Raw genomic sequence first — 21283 nt, forward strand, 5'->3', positions numbered from 1 at the left:
CCGGAAGGAGAGAGACATGACTTATACAAACTTCACGGTCGACACGGACGCAGACGGCATCGCGATGGTCACCTGGAACATGCCGGACCGCTCGATAAACGTCTTCACCGAAGAGGTGATGAACGAGCTCGACAAGATCATCGACCAGGTGGTGGCCGACGCCGCCATCAAGGGCGCGGTGATCACCTCGGGAAAGGACAGCTTCTCGGGCGGCGCCGACTTGACCATGCTGCAGAAGATGCTGGCCGTATTTGCCAAGGAGAAGACCAAGGACCCGGAGAAGGCGGCACAGCTCCTGTTCGACAATGCCGGCCGCATGGGTGGCTTGTGGCGCAAGCTCGAAACGTCGGGCAAACCTTGGGTCTCGGCGATCAACGGTACCTGCATGGGCGGCGCGTTCGAGCTGTCGCTGGCCTGTCATGGCCGCGTTGCCGCTGACTCCGAAAAGGTCAAGATGGCCTTGCCGGAAGTCAAGGTCGGCATCTTCCCCGGCGCCGGTGGCACCCAACGCGTGCCGCGCCTGACCGACCAGCAGCAGGCGTTGCAGATGCTGACCACCGGCCAGACGCTGTCGCCGCAGAAAGCCAAGGCGATGGGGCTGATCCACGAGATCGCCGAACCCGGCAAGCTGATCGAGACCGCCAAAGCGATGATCAGGAACGGCCTGAAAGCCGTCCAGCCCTGGGACGAGAAGGGCTTCAAGCTGCCTGGCGGCCAAATCTATACGCCGGCCGGCTTCAATCTGTGGCCGCCGGCCATCGCCATCCTGCGCCGCGAGACCTACGGCAATTATCCGGCCGCCGCGGCCATCCTGAAATGCGTCTATGAGGGCCTGCTGGTGCCGTTCGACACCGGTCTGCGGATCGAACAGCGCTATTTCACCGAAATCATGCAGTCGAAGGAAGCAGCAGCGATGATCCGCTCGCTGTTCGTGTCGCTGCAGGAGCTCAACAAGGGCGCCCGCCGCCCGGCCGGCGTGCCGGAGACCAAGTTCAAGAAGATCGGTATTCTCGGCGCCGGCTTCATGGGTGCCGGCATCGCCTTTGTCACCGCCAAGGCCGGCATCCCGGTCGTCCTGCTCGACCGCGACATGGCGTCGGCCGAAAAGGGCAAGGCGCATTCCGACAGCCTGATCTCCGATCAGGTCAAGAAAGGCCGCGCCAAGCCCGAGGAGAAGGACAGACTTCTGTCGCTGATCACGCCGACGGCCGACTATGCCGATCTCGCCGGCTGCGATCTGGTGGTCGAGGCGGTGTTCGAGGATTCGGCCGTCAAGAAGGCTGCCACCGAGCAGGCCGAAGCCGTGCTGAAATCGTCAGCGGTCTTCGCCTCCAACACTTCGACCATCCCGATCACCGCGCTGGCCAAGAATTCGGCGCGGCCGAAGAATTTCGTCGGCATCCACTTCTTCTCGCCGGTCGACAAGATGATGCTGGTCGAGATCATTTTGGGCAAGAAGACCGGCGACAAGGCGCTGGCCACCGCGATCGATTTCGTGCGCGCCATCAAGAAGACGCCGATCGTCGTCAACGACACGCGCGGCTTCTACGTCAACCGCTGCGTGCTGCGCTACATGTCGGAAGCCTACAAGATGCTGATCGAAGGCGTTCCGGCGCCGATGATCGAGAATGCCGCCAAGGCCGCCGGCATGCCGGTCGGCCCGCTGGCGCTGACCGACGAGACGGCGATCGACCTTGCCCAGAAGATCATGAAGCAGACCATCAGGGACCTCGGCGACAAGGCCGTCGACCCCAGGCAGATGGCGTTGATCAACACGCTGGTCGACACCCATGGCCGCTTCGGCCGCAAGAACGGCAAGGGTTTTTACGACTATCCCGCCAAGCCTGCCAAGAAGAAGCTGTGGCGGGGCCTGAAGGATCTCTATCCGCAGCTGGAGGCCGAGAAGGTCGACTATGAGGAACTGCAGCAGCGCCTGCTGGTAACCATTGCGCTGGAAGCGGCCCGGGTGATGGAGGAAGGCATCGTCACCGATCCGCGCGAGGCCGATCTCGGGTCGATCCTCGCCTTTGGTTTCGCGCCATTCACCGGCGGCGCGCTGTCCTATATCGACGGCATCGGCGCCAGGGAGTTCGTCAGAATAGCCAAAGGCCTGCAGAAGAAATACGGCGCCGAGTTCAAGGCGCCAAAGCTGCTGCTCGACCTGGCCGAGAAGGGCGAGACCTTCTACCAGCGCTTCGATCCCTATGCGAAAGGCGAGGTGCAGAAGGCCGCTTGAGCTAGCGCCCCATGTACGTCTGGGGGCGCCTTGCGCGCATGATGGCCACGGCAAGGCGCCGTGGCCTTACGCGGTCGGTAGCGAAAGCCGACTGGCTTTTCGCTGCCTGCCGACCGAGATCGACTTCAACCTCCATCTCAACAACGCCCGCTACATGATGCTCGCCGACCTCGCGCATGACCCCGAAAATCGGAATCGATTTTCGGGGTCATGTGCCAAATCAAAATGCTACAGCGTCCTTGGCGCGTCCAACAGTACGCTTGCCCGCTCCGTTCAACCGCGACCGCCGACCGAGGCCGAGCGGGTTTTCATGAGCTCCGACCAGGGATTGCGCAGCCTTGCCAAGGCAGTTTGAGGCATCCATGACGACTTCGCCGCACACCGCTTTTTAGGGGATCGGGCCGCGCGCCGGTGGACAATCGGATGACCGCGCGTTAGAAGGAAAAGGTATTTTTTCCTGTTTTGAGGAGAGCGAATTGCTCTCGCATGACCGAGTTTGGGCAGCCATCGACGCTCTCGCCGAGCGCTATTCGTTGTCGGCCTCCGGCCTGGCCCGGCGAGCCGGTCTGGACTCCACCGCTTTCAACAAGTCGAAGCGGCTGTCCTCGGATGGGCGACCGCGCTGGCCCTCGACCGAATCGCTGGCCAAGATCATCGAGGCGACAGGCGCTTCGCTCGACGAATTCACCGGACTGGTCGAAGGCCGCGCCAAGACAGCTTCGGGCTCGTTAGCCCCGCAGCGTTCGGCGGTGCCGCTGCTCGGCTTCGCCCAGGCCGGCGCCGGCGGCTTCTTCGATGATGCCGGCTATCCCTCCGGCCAGGGTTGGGACCTTGTCGAGCTTCCGGCGCGGGCAACCGAAACCTCTTATGCGTTGAAGGTGCAGGGTGATTCCATGCTGCCGCTGTACCGCAATGGCGATGTGCTGATCGTCGAGCCCGGGGCCGCTACCCGAAAGGGCGACCGCGTCGTCGTCAAGACCAATGCCGGCGAAGTCATGGCCAAGGTGCTCGACCGCCAGACGACGAAATCGATCGTGCTGATTTCGCTCAACCCCGACCATCCGGACCGCGACATCGCGATGCGCGATGTCGAATGGGTGGCGCGGATCGTCTGGGCAAGCCAGTAGGTCTCGCGGTGCGTCTGCTTCAAATCCTCATAGCCCTCCTGGCGATCCCGGTGATGGTCGCCATTGTCGTCGCCGGCGGTCGCGCGCTGCATCGCGACGGCCCCGCCATTACTGTCGACCAGATCGACCCGGAAACCGAGGCCGTGCCCGAGGAGCCGGCGACGTCGGCGATCCCCGAGGTCCAGCCCGTCAAGCCTCCGATGCACTCGCCTCAGGTGCATTCGAGGGCGATCGATCCCGAGGCCATCGCACCGCCGCCGCTGCCGGTAGAAGAACTTGAACGGGTTGAGCCACGCGAGCCGCTGAGCGACCTGGCGCTGGCCGGACCGCCCAAGCCGCGTGGGCGCAGAGCGGTCGACGACTGGGGAGGAACAAAACTGTTCCAGCCGGTCGCGGCCGCCGCCGGCCTGATCGAAGCCAATGGTTATTCCGTGACGGTCTCCGGCATCGACATCGTCAGGCAAGACGAGACCTGCACCGAGGGCGGCAAGTCCTGGGCTTGCGGTATCAGGGCGCGCACCGCGTTCCGGTCTTTCCTGCGCGGCCGGGCCGTTGCCTGCAAGGTGCCGCCGGAGGCCGACCGTGCGCTGATCGCCGCCGAATGCCGCATCGGCAAGCTGGATGTCGGCCAGTGGCTGGTCGAAAACGGCTGGGCGCGCGCCACGGCAGGCGGCCCCTATGTCGAAGCGGGCGACAAGGCGCGCGCCGCCAAGAAGGGCGTCTTCGGTGCCGCGCCCGATCTTGGCGGCCTGCCACCGGCGCCAACGCCGGTTGCGGCATCGACGGCGTCGCAACCGATCCTCGATGCCCCGGCGATGGACACGCCGCCGGCCGGGACGGAAATTACGCCGCCAGCTGACCAGCCAGCGCCCGCTCAATGAGCGCGCGGGTTTCGGCGATGCCGTAGAGGGCTGCGAACGAACCGAAGCGCGGTCCGCGTTCCTGGCCGATCAGCACCTGGTAGATCATCTGGAAGAAAGCGCCCGAGACACCAGGGCCGCCGTCCGGGCTCTTCTTCGAATGGTCCTGATAGCGTTCGATCTTGCGCGCCACGTTGAGCGAAGCGTTCTGGATCGCTTCGCCGTCGGCGCCGGCCGGCAGGCCAGCAAGCGCGTTGCCAAGCGCTTCCAGCGCCACGCGTTCGACATCGTCGGCCGGCCGGAAGGTCTTCGTCGGCTTCACGAAATCGTCGAAGTAGCGGATGGCGAAACCGACCAGCTGGTCGAGTTCGGGATGCGTCGCCGGCGTCACGCCAGATGCATGGCGCGAGATGAAGCCCCACAGCACATCCTTGTTTTGCGCGTTGGAGGCGCTGACCAGGTTGAGCAGCAGCGAGAACGGCACCGGCATGTCGATGGAAGGCGGCTTGCCGTCATGCATGTGCCAGACCGGATTGCCCAGCCGCTCCTTCCAGTCCTGGCGCGGATAGGCGTTGAGGAAGGTGTAGTACTCGTCGACGGCGCGTGGGATGACGTCGAAATAGAGCTTTTTCGCCTGCCTTGGCCGCTGGTACATATAGAGGCCGAGGCTTTCGGTCGGCGCGTAGCGCAGCCATTCGTCGATGGTCAGCCCGTTGCCCTTCGACTTCGAGATCTTCTGGCCGTTCTCGTCGAGGAACAATTCGTAGACGAAATGCTCCGGCGCGCGTCCGCCGAGAATGTTGCAGATGCGGTCGTAGATCACCGCATTGGTCTGGTGGTCCTTGCCGAACATTTCGAAATCGACGCCGAGCGCTGCCCAGCGCATGCCGAAATCCGGCTTCCACTGCAGCTTGACCTTGCCGCCGGTCACCGAAAGCGTGGTCTCGGTGCCTTCATCGTCGAAGGTGATGGTGCCGGCCTTGGCGTCGACATGCTTCATCGGCACGTAGAGCACGCGCCCGCTCTTCGGCGAGATAGGCAGGAACGGGCTGTAGGTCGCCTGGCGCTCGGGTCCCAGTGTCGGCAGCATCACCGCCATGATCTGGTCGTAGCGCTCGGCTGCGCGCACAAGCATCGCATCGAAGCGGCCGGCCTTGTAGTACTGCGTCGCGCTGGCGAATTCGTAGTCGAAGCCGAACGTGTCGAGGAAGCGGCACAACATCGCGTTGTTGTGGTCGCCAAAGCTCGGATAGTCGCCGCCGAACGGATTGGGCACCGCCGACAGCGGCATATGCAGATAGGGCTCGAGGGCTGCGCGATCCGGCACATTGTCGGGGATTTTGCGCATGCCGTCCATATCGTCGGAGAAGCAGAGCAGCTTGGTCTTGACCTTGTTCCCGGTCAGCACGTGAAAGGCATGGCGCACCATCGAGGTGCGCGCGACCTCGCCGAACGTCCCGATATGCGGCAGGCCCGACGGGCCGTAGCCGGTCTCGAACAGGATGATCTCCGGGAAGTCGCCGCCCTTGTAGCGCTCGATGATCTTTTTGGCTTCCTCGAACGGCCAAGCCTTGCTTTCGGCGGCTGCCGCAAGCATTTCGGGGTTGAGATCGGCGATGTTTGATCCCGTCATGTCAAAGTTCCAGTCATGGCCGGCTTTCGCGGCTGGTAAGATTTTTCAACCGGGTCTCTAGGCGCGACAGGGCGGAGCGTCAACGATATCAGGCGTTTTCGTTGCGACGGCGCCGTAGCGTCCCTACCTTCGACCCTCACTATCAAGGAGTCTTGAATGCCGTTGCCGTCCACCCATGAAGCCCTGATCTACCTGATGGTCATCACCTCGGCTTCCGATCGCGACATGACCGATATCGAACTGGCGCGCATCGGCGACGTCGTCCGCAGCTGGCCGGTGTTCGAGGATTTCAAGCAGGACAGGCTGATCGCCATTGCGCAGGACTGCCAGAAGATGCTGCATGAAAAGGATGGGTTGGAAGGCGTGCTCGAGCGTGTCGCCGAGACTTTGCCCGAACGGCTGCACGACACCGCCTATGCCGCGGCCTTCGAGGTTGCCGCGGTCGATCTCGAAATGCGCATGGAGGAATTGCGGGTGCTGCAGTTGATCCGGCGTGAACTCGATCTCGACACGCTAACTGCCGCGGCCATCGCGCGCGGGGCGAAGGCCCGCCTGCGCACGCTGACCTGATCCAGCCCCTAGAGGAAGCTGACCGGGACCGGATCAGAAAAAGCTGACCGGGAACCGGATCAGAAGAAACTGACCGGGAACCGGATCAGAAAGAAACGACCTGGAACCGGATCAGAAGAAACTGACCGGGAAATAGCGGAGGTAGAATTCGGCGAAGGTGCCTTTCACCGATATCTCCTGCAGCGCGTAGTCCATGGCTGCGGCCAGCGCTGGGTCGCTGGCCCGGGTGGCAATGGTCATGCCGGAGCCCAGATATTCCGGCGCCAGGTAAGGGCCACCGGCGAAGCGGCAGCAACCGGCGGCGTCCGTGCCGCCCAGCCAGAAGGAAAAGCGCATGCCGTCGCCGAAGGCGGCATCGATCTTGGCGCTCTTCAAGTCGCTGTAGAGGTCTTCCGGCCGGTCGAATCGGATGATCTGCACGGTGCCGAAATAGTCGCGCAGCATCTTTTCATGCGCCGAGCCGGCCAGCACGCCGACCCGCTTCGAGCGCAATTTGTCGAGGATCGGCTCGGCGAAGGCCTTGGTCTTCGGCATGATGAAGCGCGCCGGAAACTGTAGATAGGAGCGCGAAAAGCTGTACTTCGCCCGCGTCTCCGGCGTAGCGGCGATGCCGGCGATGATCGCCTCGCCTTCGCCCTTCTGCAACGCGTCGTCGAGTTCGGCCCAGGGCAGCGCCTGGATCTGGCATTTGTCGGCGATGTCGAGTTCGGCGCAAATCGCCCGCGCCAGGTCGATGTGGAAGCCGGACAATCGGCCCGTGCCGTCGAGAAAGTTGAAGGGCGGGAAATCGGTTGTGGTGAGGAACCTGAGCCTTGGCAGCGCCGAAAGGTCCGGTTTCGGCAGCCGCTCCTTGGCATCCCAAAGCACCGGTACCTGCGGTTCCGCGGCTCGCGCAGCGCCGGCAAACGGCTGCACTCCCATCAGCATCGACAGTAAGGCGATGGCTATCCAGCGAGGTGTCACGAAAAAACTCCGCCCGTCTTGGCCGTTGGCTTGTGATACGAAAACGGCGCAGGCACAATTGTTTTTGATTTCAACGGGCAAATTTCGGGTTATGCTTTGGTGAGGTTGCAAATAGCCGCACAGAGTCGGCCCGAGGTTGGCGGTCGCTGGCGTTAGAAAAGCTAAGGATGTGGCTATGCAATCCGGGGTTGATGGCGAAGTGCGGGTCAGGCACGTAGCATCGGTCTCAAGAGCGGTAGGCAACATGGGGTAGATGTTGCGATGGGTTATTTTGACCGGACACTTGAATATATTGACCGGGTGCAGCGTGCCGACACGTCGGCTGCGGTGTGCGAGCAGCTACTTAGTGTCACCTCGAATTTCGGATTGACGGCCCTGATAGCCGCAACGGTGCCGCAGCCCGGTACACCAAGCAGCCAGACGAAGGACCATGTGCTGCTCTGCGATTGGCCTAGCGAATGGCTGGAGCGTTACTTATCGCGCAACTACGTCGACCACGATCCGGTCGTCAGCCATTTGAAGCAGTTTCGGGCGCCATTCCAATGGCGCGATGCCGTTCAAAGCATGCCCGCCGACAAGAGCAGCGCCGAGGTAATGCGCGACGCCCGGCAGTTCAAGCTGCGTGACGGCCTCGCCTTCCCGCTGATCACGCTCGAAGGCCAGATCGCGCTGGTCTCGCTGGGCGGTGAGGCGGTCGAACTGTCCGAAGCCGAATTCGCAATGGTCTCGCTGGCCTCCACCTATGCCATCGGCCGCGCCATGCAGCTTCAAACGACGGCCGGCAAATCTATCGATCACATTGAATTGACGCCGCGCGAGCGCGAATGCCTGCAATGGGCGGCGGTCGGAAAATCCGAGTGGGAGATTTCGCAGATCCTCGGCATCTCGGAGCATACCTCTGAGAAACACCTTCTCAACGCCAAGAGCAAACTAGGCGCCGCCAACCGCGTGCAGGCAGTCGCCGAAGCAGTCAGGCACGGCTATATCAGCTAGGCCGGTTCTGGCGGCCCGAAATTTATGGCCGCATTGTCGGCGTCATATCTTCAGAAAAGACCGGCCCCTGTCGTCCTCTTGAGACGGCTAATGCTTTCTTAACGCCAAAAGCAGACTCGGCGTCGCCAACAGGGTGCACGCCATCGCGGAGGCGTTTAGGCGCAGCTATATTAGCCATGTCGGCTGTGGCAGCCTGGAAATCCTTGCCAACACCTTCGCGCAATTTTTTCGGGAAAGCCCGGCCGTATCTTCCTCTTAAGCCCAGGAGACGGCTAATGCTATTTTCCCTTACCACTCAACAACTGATGGAACGTCCCGACCTATGGGAGGCCGTCCATCGCCTGCGTTACAAGGTCTTCGTCGATGAGATGCGGTGGACCGATCTCGATCGCCCGGACGGCCTCGAAATCGATCAATTCGACCATGATGAGGCCGAACACCACCTGGTCATCCGCAATGGCGAGCTTGCAGGCTATCATCGGATGCTGCCGACCACACGGCCGCATCTCCTTAGCGATGTGATGCCGGAACTCTGCGAGGGAAAGCGCCCTTCGGGACCGAATGTCTGGGAGCTAACCCGTTACGCGGTGGCGCCAGGCTTTCGCGATGGCAAGCGCGGCGTGTCTACGGTCGGCACCGAACTGATCGCCGGCTTCGTCGAATGGGGCCTTGCTCGCAATGTCGATCAGGTCATTATCGAGGTCGAGCCGGTGTGGGTGCTGCGGACGCTGCAGTTGCACTTCCTGGCGACGCCGCTCGGTTACCAGCGCACCTATGGCAACCAGCAGGTCGTCGCCACACTGCTGACCTTCAACGAGCATACGCTGGATGTCGTGCGTTCGCGCCGCAACCATCACGCCCCGGTGTTGGTCAGGGGCACCCCCCACATGCTCGGCATGCGGCAGGCGTCGTGAGACTGTCTTCACCCGACGCGCTTTAATGCATGTCGCTCAAAGTGGCCCCGGTTTTGAGAGAACGACATGCATGAAACAAAGACCTAAAGCGCGTCGCGTGAATCCGTTCAAATGCGATGCGCTTTAGACAATGGCCACAGAGCCCACCTCCGTGTGGGGGTGGGCTCTGTAATTTCAGCCTCTGCCTATCGAGGCCAGTCTCTACTTCTCGAGAAACGACGGCCCTTCGCCGACGATCTTCTTATCTTCCTTGCCGATGGCGTCGAGATCGCGCCCATCATAGGGCAGTGACAACAGGATGCGCCGCATGACGGCCAGCCGCGAGCGTCGCTTGTCATTGGCCCGCACGATGATCCAGGGCGCGAACTGTTTGTGCGTGCGCTCGACCATCTGGTCGCGCGCCTTGGTGTAGTCGTCCCATTTGGTGATGCCGGCAATATCGATCGGCGAGAACTTCCAGTTCTTCAGCGGCGACCAGCGGCGGTCGTGAAACCGTTCGAGCTGGGTCTCGCGGCCGATGTTGAGCCAGAATTTGAAGAAATAGATGCCCTCATTGGAGATCATCCGCTCGAAATGCGGCGTCTCGTCGAGGAATTTTGCATGCTGTTCCGGTGTGCAGAAGCCCATCACCGGCTCGACGCCGCCGCGGTTGTACCAGGACCGGTCGAAGGTGACGAATTCGCCCGATGTCGGGAAATGGGCGACGTAGCGCTGGTAGTACCATTGCCCGACTTCGGTTGGGGTCGGCTTGGTCAGCGCCACGTTGCGCGCGGTTCGAGGATTGAGATACTGGCGCAGCACCGAGATGGTGCCGCCCTTGCCGGCGGCATCGCGCCCCTCGAACAGCGACATCACTCTGCTGCCGGTCGCCTGCAGCCAGGCCTGCGCCTTGACCAGTTCGATCTGCAGCCGCTCCAGCGTCTCGTCATACTCCTCGCTCTTCATTTTCTTGTCGTAGGGGTAGTCGCCTGCGGTCAGTTTGTGGTCCTCGATCCAGCTGGGAAGCTCGGGGTTTTCGATGTCGAACTCCCGCTCCTTGCCGTCCACCTTGATCTTCAGCGGCCCCTTTGCCGGCTCTGCGGCGGGACTTTCCTTGGCTTTTTTCATCGAGACGAACCTTTCCAGCTTGCGGACTCATGCTATGGGGGGCCTCAAACCCGGTCCAGCGGAAGTTTCGGCGGGACCGGCGCAGAAGCACGGAAAGCACGAATGGCTGACACCGGCGCAGAGCGGACAACCACGGGGCAGGCCGTCGCCGGCCGGCTGTGGAACAGCCGATGGCTGCTTGCCGCCGGTGCGATCGCCATCCTGGCCGTTTATGGTTTTGCCGGTATCTCCGCCTATGTCGTCCTGGCTGCGTTGACGGTGCTGCTGGCCGCCGCGCTTCTGCCAACCGGAGGCGCCAGCCGGTCTGCTGAGACCATTGCCACGATCGAGGCGAGCGGGCTGCAGCGGCTTTCCGGCGAATATCTTGCGGCTGCCGTTGCCGATCCGCTGATCATCTTCGACCGCACCGCCACCATCGTCCACGCCAATGCCGCCGCCTTTGCCGCCTTTGTCGGTATCGCGCCCGGCCTGTCGCTGTCGCTAAAATTCCGCGCGCCGGAAATGCAGGCCTTGCTGGACGGCGTGCTGTCGGGAACCGTCGCCTCCGATGCCGTCGACTACACCGAGAAGCTGCCGGTGGAACGGGCCTACCGGGTCAGCGCGTCCTCGGTCGGCCACGCCACCGATCTCTATGTGCTGGTATTCAAGGACCAGAGTGAGACGCGCCGCATCGACCGCATGCGCGCTGACTTCATAGCCAATGCCAGCCACGAGTTGCGCACCCCGCTTGCTTCAATCTCGGGCTTCATCGAGACGTTGCGCGGCCCGGCCCGCAACGATCCGGCGGCGCGCGAGCAGTTCCTGCAGATCATGCAGAACCAGACCGGCCGCATGGCGCGCCTCATCGACGATCTCCTGTCGCTGTCGAGGCTTGAAATGAAGCCTTACCTGAGGCCGGGAACCGAGGTCGATCTGCGCCAGACCATCGACAGCGTCATCGATTCACTAGGCCCGCTCGCCAGCGAGAACGGCGTCGTCATCGAACGCGACTACGCCGAAGGGCCGCTCGACGTGCCCGGAGACCGCGACGAGCTGTTCCAGGTGTTCGAGAATCTCTTGGAAAACGCCTGCAAATACGGCCAGCCTGGCGGACGCGTCACGGTGTCGATCGCGCGGGGCGAGGCCGGCCCGGAACCGGGCATCGATGTAACCATCAGGGACTACGGCCCGGGCATCCCGGAAGAGCACATACCGCGCATTACCGAGCGCTTCTATCGCGTCGACGTGGAGAGCAGCCGCACGCAGAAAGGCACCGGTCTTGGCCTGTCCATCGTCAAGCATATTCTGACGCGCCACAACGCCCGGCTTTCGATCAAGTCGGAGGTTGGCAAGGGCGCGGCGTTCACGGTCCATTTGCCGGCAGGCTGAGGCGGTACTATCTGCTAACTGCCTGTTTCTTCTTTCTGTCATCCGGCTAGCGTATCAGCACAGGGTCGAGGAAAACGACTCAAAAGGCCAAAGATTTAAGGAAGGCATTTCGCCCATGCAGTCCGTACACATTGTCAGCGCCTATGACGAAGAGCTGAAATACCTGGCGAAGCGCATCGCTGCGATGGGCGGCCATGCTGAGCGCATGGTCGAGCAGGCGATCCAGGCGCTGGTCAATGCCGATCCCGGCCTCGCCCAGAAGGTCATTCGTGACGACATCGTGCTTGACGATGGCCAGCGCGAAATCGACGACAAAGCCATCGTCATCATCGCCAAGCGACAGCCCATGGCGACGGATCTGCGCGAGATCGTCGGCGCCATCCGCATTTCGGCCGACCTCGAACGGGTCGGTGACCTCGGCAAGAACGTCGCCAAGCGTGTGGTCAGCGTCATTGACGGCCGCCAGCCGACCAGCCTGTTTCGCGGCCTCGAGGCGCTGGCCGAACTCGCTTTGACCCAGCTCAAGGAAGTGCTCGACGTCTATGCCTCGCGCTCGGTCGAGAAAATAGGCTTCGTTCGCGACCGCGACGACCAGATCGACGCCATGTACACCTCGCTGTTTCGCGAATTGCTGACCTACATGATGGAAGATCCGCGCAACATCACGCCGTGCACGCATCTGCTGTTTTGCGCCAAGAACATCGAGCGCATCGGCGACCACGCCACCAACATTGCCGAGACGATCTACTACATCGTCACCGGCGAGCAGTTGCCGGCCGAGCGTCCCAAGGGCGACAAGACCGACAAGGTTGCCCTGCCGGCGCTGCCGGTGAAGTGATCGCGCGCCCCTCGAATGCTTAATCATATTGCGCTAAACTGCCCGGATGTTAGCGTCTCGGTTCCTGGCCAAGGCCAGGCGCTCAGGAGGCTGCGATGGAATATGTCCGAGAGTTCAAGCCGGCGCCGGCATCGTCCGGCATCATCGCGTCGAGCGTCTACACCGCCGGCAAGCGCATCGCCGACATACCGATCGAGGAAGCCGGCGAATGGGCCAAGAAGTCGGGCCATGTCGTCTGGATCGGGCTGCTCGAACCCGACCGCGAGCTTCTGCTGCGCGTCAAGGCGCAATTCCATTTGCATGAGCTGGCGATTGAAGACGCCGAACATCCGCACCAGCGGCCGAAGATCGAGCAATATGGCGATGCGCTGTTCATCGTTGCCCGCACTGCACAGCTGATCGACGGACGCGTCACCTTCGGCGAGACGCATCTGTTCGTCGGCTCAGGCTATATCGTCAGCGTCAGGCATGGTCCCTCGACCTCATACGCCGCCGTGCGCCAGCACTGGGAAAGCTGTCCGCACTCACTGGCCAAGGGCGAGGATTTCGTCCTCTACGCCATTCTCGACTTCATCGTCGACAACTACATGCCGGTGCTCGAGCAGATCGAGGACGAGGTCGAGGCGATCGAGGACAGGGTGCTGCTGAAGCCGATGACCGGTCCCGACATCGAGCGGCTCTATATGCTGCGCCGCGATCTGTTGCGCCTGCGCAATGCGGCGCTGCCGCTGGTCGAGGTCTGCCGCCGGCTGACCAGCGCCGACCTGCCGCAGATCCATACCGCCATGCATCCGCTGTTTCGCGATGTCACCGATCATATCCGCACCGTGCAGGAAAAGATCGACAGCCTGCGCGAGGTTCTGGCCTTCGCTTTCGAAGCCAGCCTGCTGGTCGGCCAGAGCCAGGAAACCGCGAACACCAAGAAGCTGGCCTCATGGGCCGCGATCCTGGCGGTGCCGACGGCGCTCGCCGGCATTTACGGCATGAATTTCGACGACATGCCGGAGCTGAAGATGCAATACGGCTATCCCGTCGTATTGGTCTCGATCGCGCTGATCTGCTCGTTTTTGTATTGGCGATTTCGGAAGAGTGGGTGGCTGTGATGGTAGGCAGTAGGCAGTAGGCAGTAGGCAGTAGGCAGTAGGCAGTAGGCAGAATAAGGTAGCGCCTCACGAGCGCTACCCCATTCCCTACTGCCCAGTCCCCAATCCCTATTCCTAACTACCGGCTTCTGCGCCGCTCTGAAGCCGGCTGGAACGCCACCCTTGCGTGGTACTTGCAGTAAGGTCCGGTTTCGGCCGCCTCGTTGCCGCAGAAGTTGAAGTCTTCCGACAGCGGGTCGCCATTCGGCCATTTGCAGGTGCGCTCGGTGAGATCGGTGAGCTGCAGATGCCGCGAGATCGGCACGACGACGTTTTCGACCGGGCGGATGTAGTGGCGCGCCACTGGCTCGGCGTCGAACTGCGCCTGCAGCGCGTTCGCCCCGATCGACGTCGTGACATGGCGCTGCGTGGTTGCGGCGCGCGGCACCGATTTCTGGATCGAAGATCCCTGCGTTGTCTTCTTCTGACGCGCCGGCGTCGCGGTCGAGCGTCCGCGGCCCGACAGCTTCAGCCGGTGCACCTTGCCGATGACCGCGTTGCGGCTGACCCCGCCGAGTTGTGCGGCGATCTGGCTTGCGCTCAAGCCCTCCGACCACAGTTTCCTGAGAAGTTCGACCCGCTCGTCAGTCCAGTTCATGAGACCGCGCTCCTGCTAAGTGTGCGGCAGCCGCAATCCGTTCCCGACCCGGCAATCTTTGCCGGGGCAGACACCACATATATTAGGTGATTAGGTCCGCCGCACGAAATCTAGTTATTTCCCGACTACAATTACCTCATGTGTTGACTCGGTGACAAGAGTCCCAGGTGCAACACGAATCGGTTTTTTAGGTTTTCCCCAACTTGCCCGGTCGCTTATGAGCCGGCGTCTCGTCGGGAGCTGGCCAGGCGCCTCTGCACGACGTTTTCGTTGACTTCATGGCCGAAAAACACGATAAGCCGCAAAGGCCGCCGCTTTGGCGGCTTTTTTGATTTTTCCGGTACCGGAGACGCATATAATGAGCGGTTCGGCGCTTTACGAGACCTTTGCCCGCGCCCCTTTGGCCTTCGATCATGGCGAAGGCACCTGGCTGGTTACCGACAAGGGCGAGCGATATCTCGATTTCGCTGGCGGCATCGCGGTCAATTCGTTGGGCCACAGCCATCCGCATCTGGTCTCGGCGCTGACCGAACAGGCGGCCAAGCTCTGGCACGTCTCCAATCTCTACGAGATCCCGGGGCAGACCCGGCTCGGCGAGCGGCTGGCTGACGCCACCTTCGCCGACAAGGTGTTCTTCACCAATTCCGGCGCCGAGGCGCTCGAATGCGCGATCAAGACGGCGCGGCGCTACCAGTTCGTCAAGGGCCATCCCGAGCGCTTCCGGGTCGTCACCTTCGAAGGCGCCTTCCACGGCCGCACGCTGGCGACCATCGCCGCCGGCGGCCAGTACAAATATCTCGAAGGTTTTGGGCCCAAGGTCGAAGGCTTCGACCAGGTCGGCTTCGACGACATCGACGCCGCCGAGAAGGCGATCACACCAGAGACCGCCGCGATCCTGATCGAACCGGTGCAAGGCGAGGGCGGCATCCGCCCGGTGCCGACGCAATCCTTGAAACGGCTGCGGCAGCTCTGCGACCAGCACGGCCTGCTGCTGATCTTCGATGAGGTCCAGTGCGGTATCGGTCGCACCGGAAAGCTGTTCGCGCATGAATGGACCGGCGTGACGCCCGACATCATGGCGATTGCCAAGGGCATTGGCGGCGGCTTCCCGATGGGCGCGTGCCTCGCCACCGACGACGCTGTCGTCGGCATGACGGCAGGCGTGCATGGCACCACTTTCGGCGGCAATCCGCTGGCCATGGCGGTCGGCAACGCTGTGCTCGACGTCGTGCTGGAAGACGGCTTCCTCGAAGACGTCCAGCGCAAGGCATTGCTGATGAAGCAGGGCCTGGCGGCGGTCGCCGACGAATTTCCTGATGTCATCGAAGGCATCAGGGGCAGCGGCCTGATGCTTGGCCTGAAATGCGCCATGCCCAACACCAAGGTCAACATGGCGCTGCGCGACCAGCATCTGCTGGCGGTGCCGGCCGGCGACAACGTCATTCGTCTGCTGCCGCCGCTGACCGTCACCGACGCCGAGATCGGCGAAGCGCTCGATCGCATCCGCGCCGGCGCCAAGGGCCTGACCGACGCCATCGCCGCGGCCGCCGCGAAGTAATCCCGAGAACCATTCCCGATGAGCCTTCGCCATTTCACCGATCTTTCCGCCGTTTCCGAAGGCGATCTGCGCCTGATGCTGGACGATGCGGTGGTGCGCAAGGCGCGCCTCAAGGCCGGCGAACGGACCAAACCGCTCGAAGGCAAGGTGCTGGCCATGATCTTCGACAAGCCGTCGACGCGCACGCGCGTGTCCTTCGACGTCGGCATGCGACAGCTCGGCGGCGAGACCATCATGCTGACCGGGACCGAAATGCAGCTCGGCCGTTCCGAGACCATTGCCGACACCGCCAAGGTGCTGTCGCGCTATGTCGACGCCATCATGATCCGCACCACGTCGCATGAGCGGCTGCTCGAGCTGACCGAGAATGCCACGATTCCGGTCATCAACGGGCTGACCGACGACACCCATCCCTGTCAGCTGATGGCCGACATCATGACCTTCGAGGAGCATCGCGGTCCGGTTGCCGGCAAGACCATCGCCTGGACCGGCGACGGCAACAACGTGCTGCATTCGCTGCTCGAAGCTTCGGCGCGGTTCCGCTTCAACCTGAACGTCGCAGTGCCGGAAGGCAGCGAGCCGGCGCAAAAGCATATCGACTGGTCGAAGAGCAATGGCGGCAAGCTGCACTTCACCCGCTCGCCCGAGGAAGCCGTCGACCAGGCCGACTGCATCGTCACCGACTGCTGGGTGTCGATGGGCCAGGAACACCGCGCCCGCGGCCACAATGTCTTCTCGCCCTATCAGGTCAATGCGGCGCTGATGGCCAGGGCCAAGCCCGACGCCCTGTTCATGCACTGCCTGCCGGCGCATCGCGGCGAGGAAGTCACCGACGAGGTCATCGACGGTCCGCATTCGGTTGTCTTCGACGAAGCCGAGAACCGGCTCCACGCCCAGAAGGCGGTTTTGGCCTGGTGTCTGGGCGCTTGATCTCCAGGCGCTTGATCTCCAAGCGCTTGATCCGGGGCGGCGCGATGCCTATTTGCGCCCCATCACGCAAATCAAGCGCGTTTGGACGCATGCACCCCTCCGGGGCCGCATGGCCGCGCCCTGGAGCTTTGTCATGTTGGAAACGCATCAAGTGACTGAACATCACCCCAAACTCGGCGAGTTCGGCTATGCCGGCGACGATCATGTCGTACCCTTCGAGGTCGGCCCGCTCGACGTGCGCGGCCGCACCGTGCAACTCGGGCCGATGCTCGACGCCATCCTCAACCGTCACGACTATCCCGAGCCGGTCGCCCGCCTGCTCGCGGAAGCCTGTGTGCTGACGGTGCTGCTCGGCACCTCGCTCAAATTCGAAGGCAAGTTCATCCTGCAGACCCGCACCGACGGCCCGGTCGACATGCTGGTCGCGGATTTCTCCACGCCTTCGGCATTGCGCGCCTATGCGCGTTTCGACGCCGACCGGCTGGAGGCCCTGGTGGCCGCAGGCCAGACCTCGCAGCAGACGCTGCTGGGCAGCGGCGTTTTGGCGCTGACCATCGACCAGGGCGCGCACACGCAGCGCTATCAGGGCATCGTCCAGCTCGACGGCGAGACGCTGGAGGACGCCGCGCGCACCTATTTCCGCCAGTCGGAGCAGATCCCGACCGACCTCAGGCTGTCGGTGGCCAAGCTTCTGACGCCAGGTCCCGGCGGCGCTCGTGAGCAGTGGCGCGCCGGCGGCATCCTGGCGCAGTTCCTGCCGCAGTCACCCGAGCGCATGCGCGTGCCCGACATTTCGGGCGGCGACGGCGATCCGCGTGACGTGACGCAGGAGCCGGCCGACAATTCGTGGCGCGAGCTGGTGGCGCTGCTCGGCACCATCGAGCCGACCGAGCTGATCGACCCGACCATCGGCGCCGAGCGGCTGCTCTACAGGCTGTTCCACGAACATGGCGTGCGCGTCTTCGGCGGCGTGCCGGTCGCCGACCAATGTTCCTGCTCAAGGGACAAGATACGCGGCATCCTCGAGGGGTTTTCCGCGCAGGAGATCAAGGACAGCACCGAAGATGGCGGCATCCACGTCGCCTGCGAGTTCTGCTCGAAGCAGTACGACTTCGACCCGGCGGAGTTTGCAACTCAGTAGCATCTCTTCCTTCTCCCCGTTCACGGGGAGAAGGTGCCCGAAGGGCGGATGAGGGCAGCGCGAACTTTGGTGAATGGCCGCGCATAGCCTAGGTCATGTGCGTGGAAGATAACCTCATGACTCTGGCGCTGCCCCTCATTGCCCTGCCGGGCATTTCTCCCCGTATAGTGACGGGGAGAAAACCCCTAATTCACCGTCCGTCGGGTCCCCGGCAGATCCAGCGAAAACGCGGGAATAGCGACGTCGAACGTCTCGCCCTTTTTGTTGCGCATGGTGTAGTGGCCGACCATGAAGCCGGAGGGCGTCGAGAGCGGGCAGCCTGACGTGTATTGATAGCTGTCGCCGGGATTGAGCTCAGGCTGGTCGCCGACCACGCCGGCGCCGCGCACTTCCTCGACCCGGCCGCTGCCGTCGGTGATGTGCCAGTAACGCGCCATAAGCTGCACGAAATCGTCCGACTGGTTGTCGATCGTCACCTGGTAGCCCCAGACATAACGGTTCTCCGCCGGGTCCGAGCGGTCCTCCAGGTAGAACGGTCTGACCTGCACTTCGATGTTGCGCGTGACGGCGCGGTACATGGGCTGCTCCGGTTGCGCAGCAAGGAACATTTGTCGCGCTATGCGGTTTGATACGCGCACAACGGCATGTCCTGCCAGCCTCAAAGCGGAGGTGCCGACAAACAATGTCATTTAAGTGACACATGACAGTGTTGGTGTGCGCAAACCTTGCCGGCGACTCAAGGCCCATCTGTCGACTGACAAAGCAGCCGCGAGCGGCCTTTCCGGAGTGACCAGATCTCATGGAACCAGCTCTCACAGCCGCCTTCGCTTCCTCCGCTTTGCTTCTTTCCAATCTCGCCAGCATCCTGCTTGCTTCGTCGAAACTGCAAGCGCGTCGCCTTATCCCTCCGCCGTCCGACGAGCAGCCACCGGTCTCGATCGTCGTGCCGTCGCGCGGCGTGGAGCCGTTCACACAAGAGACGCTGCAGCGAGCCTTCTCGCTCGACTGGCCGCGCTACGAACTGATCTTCTGCGTCGCTCACGCCGACGATCCCGTCGTCAAACTGATAAACAGGGCGATCGTCCTGTTTCCCAACGTGCCGGCCCGGCTGCTGATCGGCGACGACCGCGTCAGCAGCAACCCGAAGCTCAACAACTGCGTCAAGGGCTGGGAAGCGGCGCGCAATCATTGGGTCATTCTGGCGGATTCCAACGTGCTGATGCCTAGGGATTACGTCCAGCACCTGATGGCGGCCTGGGGGACCAATACCGGGCTTATCTGCTCGACGCCGATCGGCTCGCGGCCGGATGGCTTCTGGGCCGAGGTCGAATGCGCGTTCCTCAACACGCTGCAGGCGCGCTGGCAATATGCCGGCGAGGCGCTTGGCCTCGGCTTTGCCCAGGGCAAGAGCATGCTGTGGAACAAGCCGATGCTCGATACCAATGGCGGTATCCGCGCGCTGGCCGCCGAGATCGCCGAGGATGCTGCTGCAACCAAGCTGGTCAACGGACTGGGCCTGCGCGTCAATCTCGTTGCCTCGCCTTTCGAGCAACCACTGGGGCAGCGCCGACTTGCCGACATCTGGTCGCGTCAGGCGCGCTGGGCGCGGTTGCGCCGCGTCACTTTCCCGCTGTTTTTCGCACCCGAGATCCTGACCGGCGTCGCCGTGCCGTTGGCGTTGGCGCTGGTGGCGGCAGCAAGTGCCGGCGTCAGCCTGCCGGCCACGGTGTTGGCCGTGCTGGCGGCGGCCTACATTCCCGAATGCGCGCTGGCCGCGGCCAAGGGCTGGCACCTGTCGCTGCGCATGGTCCCGGCGATGATGGTGCGCGACATGATGCTTCCCGCCATCTGGGCGCGCGGCTGGCTGAGCGGCGCCGTCGACTGGCGCGGCAACATCATGACCATCGGCACCAAGACGGCCGAACTGGAAGAGGTTTCGTCGGGAGCGTGACGCCTCGCGGCCTATCCGGCTGCCTTCAGCGCCTGCGCAACGTCCTCCAGCAGATCGTCCGTATCCTCAAGACCGACCGACAGCCTGAGCGTTCCCGGCCCGATGCCAAGCTCGGCGCGAGCTTCGTCGCTGAGGTTCTTGTGGGTGGTGGTCGCCGGATGGGTGATCAGGCTCTTGGCGTCGCCGAGATTGTTGGAGATCAGCACGATGTCGAGCGCGTTCTGCAAGGCGAAGGCCGCCTGCTTGCCGCCCTTGACGTCGAGGCAGATTAGCGTCGATCCGCCTGTCATCTGCTTCTTGACGATGTCGGCCTGCGGGTGGTCGGCGCGGCCGGGATAGATGATGCGGGCGATTTCCGGCCGTCCTGCCAGGAAATCCGCGATCTTGGCCGCGCTTTCAGTCTGCTGGCGCACCCGAACTGGCAGCGTCTCCAGGCCCTTGAGCAGCGTCCAGGCGTTGAACGGCGACAGGCTCGGGCCGGTGTGGCGGAAATAGTCGTGCAAATTCTCGTCGATCCATTTCTTGTCCGACAGGATGATGCCGCCGAGACAGCGTCCCTGGCCGTCAATGTGCTTGGTCGCGGAGTAGACGACGATATGGGCGCCGAGCTGCAAGGGCTTCTGCTGCAAGGGCGTGGCGAAGACATTGTCGACGATCAGCCTGGCGCCGATCGAGGTGGCGAGCGCCGCCACCGCTGCGATGTCGACCACTTCCAGCGTCGGATTGGTCGGGCTTTCCAGGAAGAACAGTTTCGTGTTCGGCCGCACCGCCTTTTCCCAGTTGGCGATGTCGGTGCCGTCGACCAGCGTTGCCTCGATGCCGTATTTCGGCGCCAGCGTCTCCACCACCCAGCGGCAGGAGCCGAACAGCGCGCGCGCCGCAACGATATGGTCGCCGGCCTTGGCGCTGCACAGGAGCGCTGCCGTCACCGCCGCCATGCCGGACGCCGTGGCGCGCGCATCTTCGGCACCCTCCAGCGCGCACATGCGCTTTTCGAACATGTCGACGGTAGGGTTGGCATAGCGCGAATAGATGAAGCCCGGCTCCTCGCCCTTGAAACGGGCCTCGGCAGCCTGCGCCGTCTCGTAGACATAGCCTTGGGTGAGGTACATCGCTTCGGACGTCTCGCCGAACTGGGAACGCAGCGTTCCCCCGTGCACGAGTGCGGTCTGAGGTTTCCAGTTACGCTTCTTGGTGCTCATCGCTTTTGTTCCAGACACAAAAAAACCGGCCGCGAAAGTCGCAACCGGTCCATATGGCCTTGCGGCCCGACGGTCCTTTAGCGACTTGTTTAACGTGGCTGCAAGCCGACCGGCCAAATCACCACGGGATAACGACCCTTTAGACCTCACCT

The 21283-nt window shown here is 62.9% G+C and carries 19 protein-coding genes, 1 pseudogene and 1 riboswitch; of the genes and pseudogenes, 14 read left to right on the forward strand and 6 right to left on the reverse strand.

Annotation, left to right across the window (positions count from 1 at the left end; all coding sequences use genetic code 11):
- Nucleotides 1-16 precede the first annotated feature (16 nt).
- The 4 genes and pseudogenes from NKJ18_RS23585 (at nucleotide 17) to NKJ18_RS23595 (ending at nucleotide 4244) form a co-directional block, all read left to right on the forward strand.
- A complete protein-coding gene (locus tag NKJ18_RS23585; RefSeq protein WP_023696701.1) occupies nucleotides 17-2236 on the forward strand; it encodes a 3-hydroxyacyl-CoA dehydrogenase NAD-binding domain-containing protein in 2220 nt (739 codons plus the stop codon).
- Nucleotides 2237-2247: 11 nt separating this feature from the next.
- Nucleotides 2248-2405: pseudogene (locus NKJ18_RS33035) on the forward strand (thioesterase family protein); the annotation flags it as partial.
- A gap of 307 nt (nucleotides 2406-2712) precedes the next feature.
- Nucleotides 2713-3363 (forward strand): S24 family peptidase, encoded by a 651-nt coding sequence (locus tag NKJ18_RS23590; RefSeq protein WP_023715330.1) that lies wholly within the window; start codon nucleotides 2713-2715, stop codon nucleotides 3361-3363.
- 8 nt (nucleotides 3364-3371) lie between these two features.
- Nucleotides 3372-4244 (forward strand): thermonuclease family protein, encoded by an 873-nt coding sequence (locus NKJ18_RS23595; protein WP_352710378.1) that lies wholly within the window; start codon nucleotides 3372-3374, stop codon nucleotides 4242-4244.
- Here the strand turns inward: NKJ18_RS23595 and NKJ18_RS23600 are convergent.
- Nucleotides 4207-5856, reverse strand: coding sequence for a lysine--tRNA ligase (locus tag NKJ18_RS23600; protein WP_352759888.1), 1650 nt, complete (start codon nucleotides 5854-5856; stop codon nucleotides 4207-4209). The two genes, NKJ18_RS23595 and NKJ18_RS23600, sit on opposite strands and share 38 nt — an antisense overlap.
- 156 nt (nucleotides 5857-6012) lie before the next feature.
- Between NKJ18_RS23600 and NKJ18_RS23605 the strand changes: the two genes are divergently transcribed.
- Entirely contained in the window at nucleotides 6013-6426 is a 414-nt protein-coding gene (locus NKJ18_RS23605; RefSeq protein ID WP_023688697.1) for a tellurite resistance TerB family protein, read from the forward strand.
- Between the two features lie 111 nt (nucleotides 6427-6537).
- Here the strand turns inward: NKJ18_RS23605 and NKJ18_RS23610 are convergent, their stop codons facing one another.
- Nucleotides 6538-7347 carry an ABC transporter substrate-binding protein gene (locus NKJ18_RS23610; RefSeq protein WP_502902101.1) on the reverse strand — a complete coding sequence of 270 codons (810 nt, stop codon included), beginning with the start codon at nucleotides 7345-7347 and terminating at the stop codon, nucleotides 6538-6540.
- A gap of 303 nt (nucleotides 7348-7650) precedes the next feature.
- Here NKJ18_RS23610 and NKJ18_RS23615 point away from each other — a divergent pair, with 303 nt between their 5' ends.
- Entirely contained in the window at nucleotides 7651-8382 is a 732-nt protein-coding gene (locus tag NKJ18_RS23615; RefSeq protein ID WP_023669621.1) for a helix-turn-helix transcriptional regulator, read from the forward strand.
- Nucleotides 8383-8657: 275 nt separating this feature from the next.
- Nucleotides 8658-9296 (forward strand): acyl-homoserine-lactone synthase, encoded by a 639-nt coding sequence (locus NKJ18_RS23620; protein ID WP_023692538.1) that lies wholly within the window; start codon nucleotides 8658-8660, stop codon nucleotides 9294-9296.
- A gap of 201 nt (nucleotides 9297-9497) precedes the next feature.
- Here the strand turns inward: NKJ18_RS23620 and ppk2 are convergent, their stop codons facing one another.
- The gene (gene ppk2, locus NKJ18_RS23625; RefSeq protein ID WP_023669623.1) at nucleotides 9498-10403 is read right to left on the reverse strand and encodes a polyphosphate kinase 2; all 906 of its coding nucleotides are present in this window, start codon (nucleotides 10401-10403) and stop codon (nucleotides 9498-9500) included.
- Between the two features lie 102 nt (nucleotides 10404-10505).
- Between ppk2 and NKJ18_RS23630 the strand changes: the two genes are divergently transcribed.
- The 3 genes from NKJ18_RS23630 to NKJ18_RS23640 all read left to right on the forward strand — a co-directional run bounded on the left by NKJ18_RS23630 (nucleotide 10506) and on the right by NKJ18_RS23640 (nucleotide 13712).
- Entirely contained in the window at nucleotides 10506-11771 is a 1266-nt protein-coding gene (locus NKJ18_RS23630) for an ATP-binding protein (RefSeq protein ID WP_352759892.1), read from the forward strand.
- A 115-nt stretch (nucleotides 11772-11886) separates the two neighbouring features.
- The gene (gene phoU, locus NKJ18_RS23635) at nucleotides 11887-12609 is read left to right on the forward strand and encodes a phosphate signaling complex protein PhoU (RefSeq protein ID WP_023730970.1); all 723 of its coding nucleotides are present in this window, start codon (nucleotides 11887-11889) and stop codon (nucleotides 12607-12609) included.
- Nucleotides 12610-12704: 95 nt separating this feature from the next.
- On the forward strand, nucleotides 12705-13712 hold the full coding sequence (locus NKJ18_RS23640; protein ID WP_023669626.1) for a magnesium and cobalt transport protein CorA: 1008 nt from the start codon (nucleotides 12705-12707) through the stop codon (nucleotides 13710-13712).
- Between the two features lie 118 nt (nucleotides 13713-13830).
- Here NKJ18_RS23640 and NKJ18_RS23645 read toward each other — a convergent pair whose 3' ends face one another.
- Nucleotides 13831-14349: a GcrA family cell cycle regulator gene (locus tag NKJ18_RS23645; RefSeq protein ID WP_023669627.1), complete on the reverse strand. Its 519-nt coding sequence runs from the start codon at nucleotides 14347-14349 to the stop codon at nucleotides 13831-13833.
- A gap of 358 nt (nucleotides 14350-14707) precedes the next feature.
- Between NKJ18_RS23645 and NKJ18_RS23650 the strand changes: the two genes are divergently transcribed.
- The 3 genes from NKJ18_RS23650 (at nucleotide 14708) to NKJ18_RS23660 (ending at nucleotide 17978) form a co-directional block, all read left to right on the forward strand.
- Nucleotides 14708-15907, forward strand: coding sequence for an aspartate aminotransferase family protein (locus NKJ18_RS23650; RefSeq protein ID WP_023669628.1), 1200 nt, complete (start codon nucleotides 14708-14710; stop codon nucleotides 15905-15907).
- Between the two features lie 18 nt (nucleotides 15908-15925).
- On the forward strand, nucleotides 15926-16837 hold the full coding sequence (gene argF, locus NKJ18_RS23655) for an ornithine carbamoyltransferase (protein WP_023669629.1): 912 nt from the start codon (nucleotides 15926-15928) through the stop codon (nucleotides 16835-16837).
- Between the two features lie 109 nt (nucleotides 16838-16946).
- On the forward strand, nucleotides 16947-17978 hold the full coding sequence (locus NKJ18_RS23660; RefSeq protein ID WP_031195623.1) for an Hsp33 family molecular chaperone: 1032 nt from the start codon (nucleotides 16947-16949) through the stop codon (nucleotides 17976-17978).
- A gap of 185 nt (nucleotides 17979-18163) precedes the next feature.
- On the opposite strand, the gene apaG is transcribed toward NKJ18_RS23660, so the two are convergent.
- The gene (apaG, locus tag NKJ18_RS23665) at nucleotides 18164-18556 is read right to left on the reverse strand and encodes a Co2+/Mg2+ efflux facilitator ApaG/CorD (protein WP_023669631.1); all 393 of its coding nucleotides are present in this window, start codon (nucleotides 18554-18556) and stop codon (nucleotides 18164-18166) included.
- Nucleotides 18557-18777: 221 nt separating this feature from the next.
- Between apaG and NKJ18_RS23670 the strand changes: the two genes are divergently transcribed.
- Nucleotides 18778-19929: a ceramide glucosyltransferase gene (locus tag NKJ18_RS23670; RefSeq protein ID WP_352543354.1), complete on the forward strand. Its 1152-nt coding sequence runs from the start codon at nucleotides 18778-18780 to the stop codon at nucleotides 19927-19929.
- 11 nt (nucleotides 19930-19940) lie between these two features.
- On the opposite strand, the gene NKJ18_RS23675 is transcribed toward NKJ18_RS23670, so the two are convergent.
- Nucleotides 19941-21131 carry an O-succinylhomoserine sulfhydrylase gene (locus NKJ18_RS23675; RefSeq protein ID WP_352759897.1) on the reverse strand — a complete coding sequence of 397 codons (1191 nt, stop codon included), beginning with the start codon at nucleotides 21129-21131 and terminating at the stop codon, nucleotides 19941-19943.
- A 57-nt stretch (nucleotides 21132-21188) separates the two neighbouring features.
- Nucleotides 21189-21266: riboswitch (SAM riboswitch) on the reverse strand.
- Nucleotides 21267-21283 lie beyond the last annotated feature (17 nt).

This window comes from Mesorhizobium sp. M0217 (assembly GCF_040321955.1).
Classification (GTDB): Bacteria; Pseudomonadota; Alphaproteobacteria; order Rhizobiales; family Rhizobiaceae; genus Mesorhizobium.